Annotated in this window: 7 protein-coding genes; 3 read left to right on the forward strand and 4 right to left on the reverse strand. The window is 70.1% G+C overall.

Annotated features, from left to right (window positions below; translation table 11 throughout):
• The first annotated feature begins 20 nt into the window (after window positions 1-20).
• Both J0695_RS34910 and J0695_RS34915 read left to right on the forward strand, forming a co-directional pair.
• Window positions 21-1,175, forward strand: a complete 1,155-nt coding sequence (locus tag J0695_RS34910; RefSeq protein ID WP_206968784.1) for a glycoside hydrolase family 53 protein — start codon at window positions 21-23, stop codon at window positions 1,173-1,175.
• A gap of 85 nt (window positions 1,176-1,260) precedes the next feature.
• Window positions 1,261-2,388: a glycoside hydrolase family 53 protein gene (locus tag J0695_RS34915; protein ID WP_206968785.1), complete on the forward strand. Its 1,128-nt coding sequence runs from the start codon at window positions 1,261-1,263 to the stop codon at window positions 2,386-2,388.
• Window positions 2,389-2,433: 45 nt separating this feature from the next.
• On the opposite strand, the gene J0695_RS34920 is transcribed toward J0695_RS34915, so the two are convergent.
• Window positions 2,434-3,501: an alkene reductase gene (locus J0695_RS34920; protein ID WP_206968786.1), complete on the reverse strand. Its 1,068-nt coding sequence runs from the start codon at window positions 3,499-3,501 to the stop codon at window positions 2,434-2,436.
• Window positions 3,502-3,600: 99 nt separating this feature from the next.
• On the opposite strand from J0695_RS34920, the gene J0695_RS34925 reads away from it, so the two are divergent.
• The gene (locus J0695_RS34925; RefSeq protein WP_206968787.1) at window positions 3,601-4,095 is read left to right on the forward strand and encodes a MarR family winged helix-turn-helix transcriptional regulator; all 495 of its coding nucleotides are present in this window, start codon (window positions 3,601-3,603) and stop codon (window positions 4,093-4,095) included.
• Window positions 4,096-4,129: 34 nt separating this feature from the next.
• Here the strand turns inward: J0695_RS34925 and J0695_RS34930 are convergent, their stop codons facing one another.
• From J0695_RS34930 to J0695_RS34940, 3 genes are all read right to left on the reverse strand, one after another.
• On the reverse strand, window positions 4,130-5,170 hold the full coding sequence (locus tag J0695_RS34930) for an aminotransferase class V-fold PLP-dependent enzyme (RefSeq protein WP_206968788.1): 1,041 nt from the start codon (window positions 5,168-5,170) through the stop codon (window positions 4,130-4,132).
• A 70-nt stretch (window positions 5,171-5,240) separates the two neighbouring features.
• The gene (locus tag J0695_RS34935) at window positions 5,241-5,966 is read right to left on the reverse strand and encodes a DsbA family oxidoreductase (protein ID WP_206968789.1); all 726 of its coding nucleotides are present in this window, start codon (window positions 5,964-5,966) and stop codon (window positions 5,241-5,243) included.
• A gap of 243 nt (window positions 5,967-6,209) precedes the next feature.
• Window positions 6,210-6,585, reverse strand: a 376-nt coding sequence (locus J0695_RS34940; protein WP_206968790.1) for a helix-turn-helix domain-containing protein, incomplete at its 5' end; no start/stop codon positions are given.

Here is a 6,585-nt window from a genome sequence, read left to right on the forward strand (position 1 = left end):
CCCCGAAGGGAACCTTTGACATGCGCAGACGCACCGTCCTCGCGGCCGCCGGAGCAGCCGCACTGGCAGCCCCCGTCCTGACTGCGGCACCCGCCCTGGCGAACACCGCCGCCCCCAGCCACCGCCGCCTTGAGATACGCGGCGTGGACATCTCCTCGCTCCCCAAGGACGAGGACTTCGGCGCCGTCTACCGGCACGCCGACGGCCGACGCGACGATGCCATCCGTATCCTCGCCGACTCCGGCGTCACTCACGCCCGCCTGAAGGTGTGGGTGAACCCGGCCGACGGCTACAACACCAAGAAGCAGATCCTCCCGCTGGCCCGCCGCCTCAAGAAGGCGGGCATCGGCATCTGGATCGACTTCCACTACTCCGACATCTGGGCCGACCCGGCGCACCAGACCAAGCCCGCCGCCTGGGCGAACCTGGACGTGGCGGGCCTGACCCGCGCCGTCTACGACCACACCGCGGACGTGCTCGGCTCGCTCAAGCGACAGGGCACGCCCGCCGACCTCGTACAGATCGGCAACGAGATCAACGGCGGCCTGCTGTGGCCCGAGGGCAAGAACTGGGGCGAAGGCTCCGGAGGCTGGGCCACCCAGGCCGCGTTCCTCAAGGCCGGTCTCACCGCCGCCCGCGACACCACCCCGCGCGTCCGCACGATGCTCCACATCGCCTCGGGCGGCGACAACGGCACATCACGCTGGTGGTTCGACAACGCGGTCTCGTACGGCCTGGACTTCGACATCATCGGCCAGTCGTACTACCCGTTCTGGCACGGCGACCTGGCTACCGCGCTCGCCAACATGACCGACCTGGCGGCCCGTTACGACAAGCCGGTCGTGATCGCGGAGACGGCCTACCCGTTCACGCTGGAGAGCGAGGACGCGACGAACGACATCCTGTACGACCCCTCCCAGCTGACCGCAGGCTTTCCCGCGACACCCGAGGGCCAGGCGGCCTGGCTGCGCGCCGTGGCCGACCTCCAGGCCTCGATCCCCGGCGGCAAGGGCCTCGGCTACTGCTACTGGGAAGGCGTCTGGACGTACCGCAAGGGCAATGGCTGGGACCCGACGGACGCGACGTCCGGCAACGCCTGGGAGAACCTCGCGCTGTTCGACTTCGACGACAAGGCGCTGCCCGGCCTGAAGACCCTGGGCCACTACCGGGGCTGACACCCGCCCCGCCTCCGGCGCACCACCCGCACATCGGCACACCCGCACGCACCCGTACCCGCACCTCTGATCCGGGAGGATCACCATGCGCAGACGTACGTTGCTCAAAGCCGCCGCCGCTTCCGTGGCCGCGCCCGCCCTCCTCACCGCGACCGCGGGCAGCGCCTCGGCCGCCACCTCGCTGTCGGTCCGCGGGATCGACATCTCCTCGCTCCCCAAGTCCGAGGCGCTGGGCGGGGTGTACTACTCCACCAGCGGCACGAAGACCGACGCCGTACAGCTGATGTCGACCGCCGGCATCAGCCACGCCCGCCTGAAAGTCTGGGTCAACCCGGCCGACGGCTACAACAACGAGGCGCACATCCTCCCGCTCGCCGTGCGCCTGAAGGCGAAGGGCATCAAGCTCCTCGTCGACTTCCACTACTCCGACACCTGGTGCGACCCGGCGAACCAGGCCAAGCCCGCGGCCTGGGCGAACTACACGGTGGCCCAGCTGTCCACGGCCGTCTACAACCACACCGCCGACGTCCTCGGCGCCCTCGTCGCCCAGGGCACCCCGGCCGACCTGGTACAGATCGGCAACGAGACCGACGGCGGCGTCCTGTGGCCGACCGGCAACTGGGACAACCTGGACAACCTAGCGACGTTCCTCAAGTCCGGCATCAGCGCCGCCAAGGCGACCACGCCCGGCGTCCGTACGATCCTGCATCTGTCCAACGGCGGTACGCAGAGCCTCTACACGTGGTTCTTCGACAACATGAAGTCGCGGGGCGTGGCCTGGGACGTGATCGGGATGTCCTTCTATCCCTACTGGCACGGCGCCCTCACGGACCTCGCGGCCAACCTGGCCTATGTCACGGCCCGTTACGGCACCCCGGCGCTGGTCGCCGAGACCGCGTACCCCTGGACGCTCACCGACAAGGACGGCTTCGCCAACCTGGTCAACGCCAGCAGCCAGCTCACCTCCGGCTACCCGGCCACGTCCGCCGGCCAGAACGCCTGGGTGCGGGCGGTCGCCGACACCGTCGCCGCCACCCCGAACGGCATGGGCCTCGGCTACGTCTACTGGGAGGGATTCTGGACGGCGGTCACCGGCAACGGCTGGGACCCGACCAACGCCTCCTCCGGCAACAACTGGGAGAACCAGGCCCTGTTCGACTACAGCAGCAAGGCGCTGCCCGCGCTGGCGTCGATCGGTTCGTACCGCGCCTGAGGTACGCCCGGGGGCCGGGGGCTCTGCCCCCGGCCCCGTCCCGCGTCACGCACCCAGCGCCGGGTAGTCCGTGTAGCCCTTCGCGTCGCCGCCGAAGAACGTCGCCGAGTCGGGGGTGTTGAACGGGCCGCCCGCCTTCAGGCGTGCCGGCAGGTCCGGGTTGGCCAGGAAGAGTGCGCCGTACGAGATGAGGTCCGCGATCCCGTCGTCGATCACCTTGTGGTCGTCGGGGCCCGTGGGACCCAGCACGTTGATGACGAACGTGCCGGAGAACTGCTTGCGCAGGGCCAGCGTGAGGTCGCGGATTTCGGCGTTCTCCATGACGTGGAGGTACGCCAGGCCCAGCGGCTCGATCTCCTTCACCAGCGCCGGGTAGACCGTCTCGGCCTCCTCCAGCGGCTCGTCGATGTCGTTGTACGGGTTGGCCGGGGAGATCCGCAGCCCCGTGCGCTCCGCGCCGATCTCCGCCACGACCGCCTTGACCGTCTCCACCGCGAAACGGATCCGGGCCTCGGCCTCGCCGCCCCACTCGTCGGTGCGCAGGTTGGTGCCGGGGGCCAGGAACTGGTGGATGAGGTAGCCGTTGGCGCCGTGCAGTTCGACTCCGTCGAAGCCCGCGTCGACCGCGTTGCGGGCCGCCGCCGCGAAGTCCGCTATGGTCGCGCGGATTTCGGCGTCCGTCAGCTCGCGCGGCTCCGTGAAGTCCTTCATGCCCTCGGCGGTGAAGAGCTGTCCCGCCGGGGTGACGGGCGAGGCGCTCACGGGGGTCTGGCCCTCCGGGAGCAGGACCGGGTGGCCGATACGGCCGGCATGCATGAGCTGGGCGAAGATCCTGCCGCCCTGAGCATGGACCGCGTCCGTCACCCTCCGCCAGGAGGCGACCTGCTCGGCGCTGTGCAGGCCGGGGGTGAAGGGGTAGCCCTGGCCGACCACCGACGGCTGGATGCCCTCGGTGATGATGAGGCCGGCCGAGGCGCGCTGGGCGTAGTACTCGACGGTGAGGTCCGTGGCCGTGCCGCCCTCGCCTGCCCGGCTGCGGGTCATCGGCGCCATGGCGATGCGGTTGGTGAGCTGCGTACCGGACAGGTCGATCGGATCGAACACGGTGGTCATGACTGCTCCCAGGACGTAATGCCATTAAGTTGGTCGGCCAAGTAATCCGACGAGCACCACCATAGCGCATTACTTGGCCGACCAAGGTAATCTCGTGTCATGACTTCCGACGCGCCCGCAGACCCTCTCTGTACCGGCCTCCCCAGTGCCGCACGCGGAGGCCCCGTCAGCCATCTCGTCTCCCGGGTCGCCCGGCTGCACCGCATCGCGGCGGGCAAGGCTCTCAAGGAGGCCGGCCTCTATCCGGGGCAGGAGCTGCTGATGATGCGTCTCTGGGACTCGGGTCCGGTGCGTCAGTCCGAGCTGATCAAGGCGCTGGACGTGGACCCGTCCACCGTCACCAAGATGCTCCAGCGCCTGGAGCAGGCCGGTCATGTACGCCGCTGCCCCGACCCGCACGACCGGCGGGCCGTGCTGGTCGAGGCGACGGACGAGAGCTGCGCCCTGCTCGGCGAGGTCGAGGGCGCCTGGGTCTCACTGGAGGAGCACACCCTCGTCGGCCTCTCCGGCGAGGAACGGGACGAGCTGGTCCGTCTGCTCTCCAAGGTCGAGGAGAACCTCTGCACGGACACGGCGAACTGCCCGGGCAGGTAACGGAGTTCAGCTAACAGAGTTCAGCTGACGGAGTTCAGCCTCCGATGACTTCCAGCGCCCGGTCCACGTCGTCCGCCGTGGTGTAGAGGTGGAACGCGGCGCGCAGATTCCCCGCACGGTCGGAGAGCTGGACGCCCGCCTCGCTGAGATCGGGCTGGCGGTGGCCGAGTCCCGGCGCCGACACGATGGCCGATCCGGGGGCCGCGACCACCGGGTGGCCCAGGCGGGCGAGTCCGGCGCGGAAGCGGTCGGCGAGGGCGGTGTTGTGGGCGTGGATCCGCTCCGGGCCGATCTCCTCGACCAGCGCCAGGGAGTGGCGGGCCCCGGCGTACGAGAACAGGCTCGGGCTCTCGTCGAACCGGCGGGCGGAGTGGGCGAGTTCGGCGACGGGGCCGTAGCAGGAGTCCCAGGGCTCCTCCCCCGCGACCCAGCCCGCGAAGACCGGTGTCAGGCCGCCCAGGTCCTCGGGGACGACGAAGAAGGTGATCCCGCGCGGGCAGGTGAGCCATTTGAAGGCGACGGCGACCGTGTAGTCGTCCTGGGCCGCCGTCATCGGCAGCCAGCCCGCGGACTGCGAGGCGTCGACGAGGGTACGGGCGCCGTGCGCGCGGGCCGCGGTACGGATCGATGACAGGTCGGCGAGGCGGCCGTCCGCGGACTGGACCGAGCTGACCGCGACCAGGGCGGTGCCGGGGCGGATCGCCTCCGCGAGGGACTCCAGGGGTGCGGTGCGGACCTTGAGGTCCGTCCGTACGAAGAAAGGGTTGATGAGGGAGCTGAAGTCGTCTTCCGCCACCAGGACCTCGGCCCCTTCGGGGAGCGATGTCGCGATCAGACCCGTGTAGACAGCGACCGATCCCCCGGCGGCCACGCGCGAGACAGGGACTCCGGCGAGGCGCGCGAAGATGGCGCGGGAAGCCTCCACATCGGCGAACATGTCCAGCGGGAGACCGATGGAAGCCGACAGCGTCGCCTCGTGCATCGCGGTGACAGCGGCGCCCGGGAGCAGACCGGTGCTCGCGGTGTTGAGGTAGGTGGTCCCGGGTGTGAAGGCGGTGGGTGCGAGAGATTCCATGCATCTCACTCTGAGGCCCCGCCAACTGCTCGTCCATTGCGAAAAGTTGGCGGGTACCTCTAAGTGATGCTTATGCGTCGGTCGTGGCACCCGGTACGGCGCACCCGTCGGGGCCGCAGACCTCGCCGTCGGCGCCGCTGATCGTCGCCAGCCGCGGCTTGGCGTCCCAGGCCTGGTGGAGGGCCTGGGTGAAGACCTCGGCGGGCTGGGCGCCGGAGACTCCGAGGGCGCGGTCCAGGACGAAGAACGGCACACCGTTGGCGCCGAGCTCGGCGGCCTCGCGCTCGTCGGTGCGTACGTCGTCGGCGTACGCGGACGGGTCCGCGAGGACCGCGCGGGCGGCGTCCGCGTCGAGTCCGGCCTCGACGGCGAGCTCCACCAGGCGGTCGTCGTCGTCGAAGACGGAGCGCTCGTCGGCGAAGTTCGCGCGGTAGAGGATGCCGATCAGCTGGTCCTGGCGGCCCTGCTCCTTGGCGAAGTGCAGCAGTCGGTGCATGTCAAAGGTGCTGCCGTGGTCGCGGCCCTCGGTGAGGTAGGCCAGGCCCTCGGCGGCGGCGTTCGTCCCCAGGTTCTTCTCGGCTTCCTGGGCCTGCGCCTCGCTCATCCCGTACTTCTTCGCGAGCATCGGGATGACCAGTCCGGAGTCGCCCTTGGCGCGGTTCGGGTCGAGCTCGAAGGAGCGGTGCACGACCTCGACCTGGTCGCGGTGCGGGAAGGCGGTGAGGGCCTTCTCGAAACGGGCCTTGCCGACGTAGCACCAGGGGCAGGCTATGTCGGACCAGATCTCGACGCGCATGTGGCTTCTTCTCTCCAGGGGGGCGATTCGTCTTCTGTGGGGACAACACGGTCCCCCACCTGGTCATTCCCCTGACGGCACGGTGAGCACCATCGACACATGGTCGTAGTCGGCGGCGCGCTCGGCCTCGCCTTCGACCGCCCAGCCGTGGCGGGCGTAGAAGCNNAGCGCGTGGAAGGCGGCGATGGTGTCGACATCGGTGGGGAGAGCTCTACGGATCATGGGGCGGAAGACGTCGGCCGGTCAGCGTGCGGTTGCGATCCGGCTGAAGGACGCGCGGTATCCGGAGGGGGTCAGGCCCGTCCTGCGCAGGAGGTGCGCGCGCAGTGAGTCGGCGGTGCCGAGGCCGCTGGAGCGGGCGATCCTGTCCATGGGGAGGGCGGTGGTCTCCAGGAGTTCCCGCGCGCGCTCGATGCGCTGGTGGAGGAGCCACTGGAGCGGCGAGACGCCGGTCTCCGCCTGGAAGCGGCGCGAGAGGGTGCGCACGGAGACACCTGCCTGGCGGGCCAGGTCGGTGAGGGTGACCGGTTCGTCGAGGTGGCGCATCGCCCAGGCGCGGGTGTCGGCGAAGGAGACGCCGCGCTCGGGCGGCAGCGGGGTCTCGGTGAACTGGGCCTGG

It is taken from the genome of Streptomyces beijiangensis (genome assembly GCF_017315755.1).
GTDB lineage: Bacteria > Actinomycetota > Actinomycetes > Streptomycetales > Streptomycetaceae > Streptomyces > Streptomyces beijiangensis.

Excerpts from the sequence above, each read along its gene's own strand:
- J0695_RS34910 (WP_206968784.1), top strand. The coding sequence starts at position 21 with ATGCGCAGACGCACCGTCCTCGCGGCCGCCGGAGCAGCCGCACTGGCA.
- J0695_RS34915 (WP_206968785.1), top strand. The coding sequence starts at position 1,261 with ATGCGCAGACGTACGTTGCTCAAAGCCGCCGCCGCTTCCGTGGCCGCG.
- J0695_RS34920 (WP_206968786.1), bottom strand. The coding sequence starts at position 3,501 with ATGACCACCGTGTTCGATCCGATCGACCTGTCCGGTACGCAGCTCACC.
- J0695_RS34925 (WP_206968787.1), top strand. The coding sequence starts at position 3,601 with ATGACTTCCGACGCGCCCGCAGACCCTCTCTGTACCGGCCTCCCCAGT.
- J0695_RS34930 (WP_206968788.1), bottom strand. The coding sequence starts at position 5,170 with ATGGAATCTCTCGCACCCACCGCCTTCACACCCGGGACCACCTACCTC.
- J0695_RS34935 (WP_206968789.1), bottom strand. The coding sequence starts at position 5,966 with ATGCGCGTCGAGATCTGGTCCGACATAGCCTGCCCCTGGTGCTACGTC.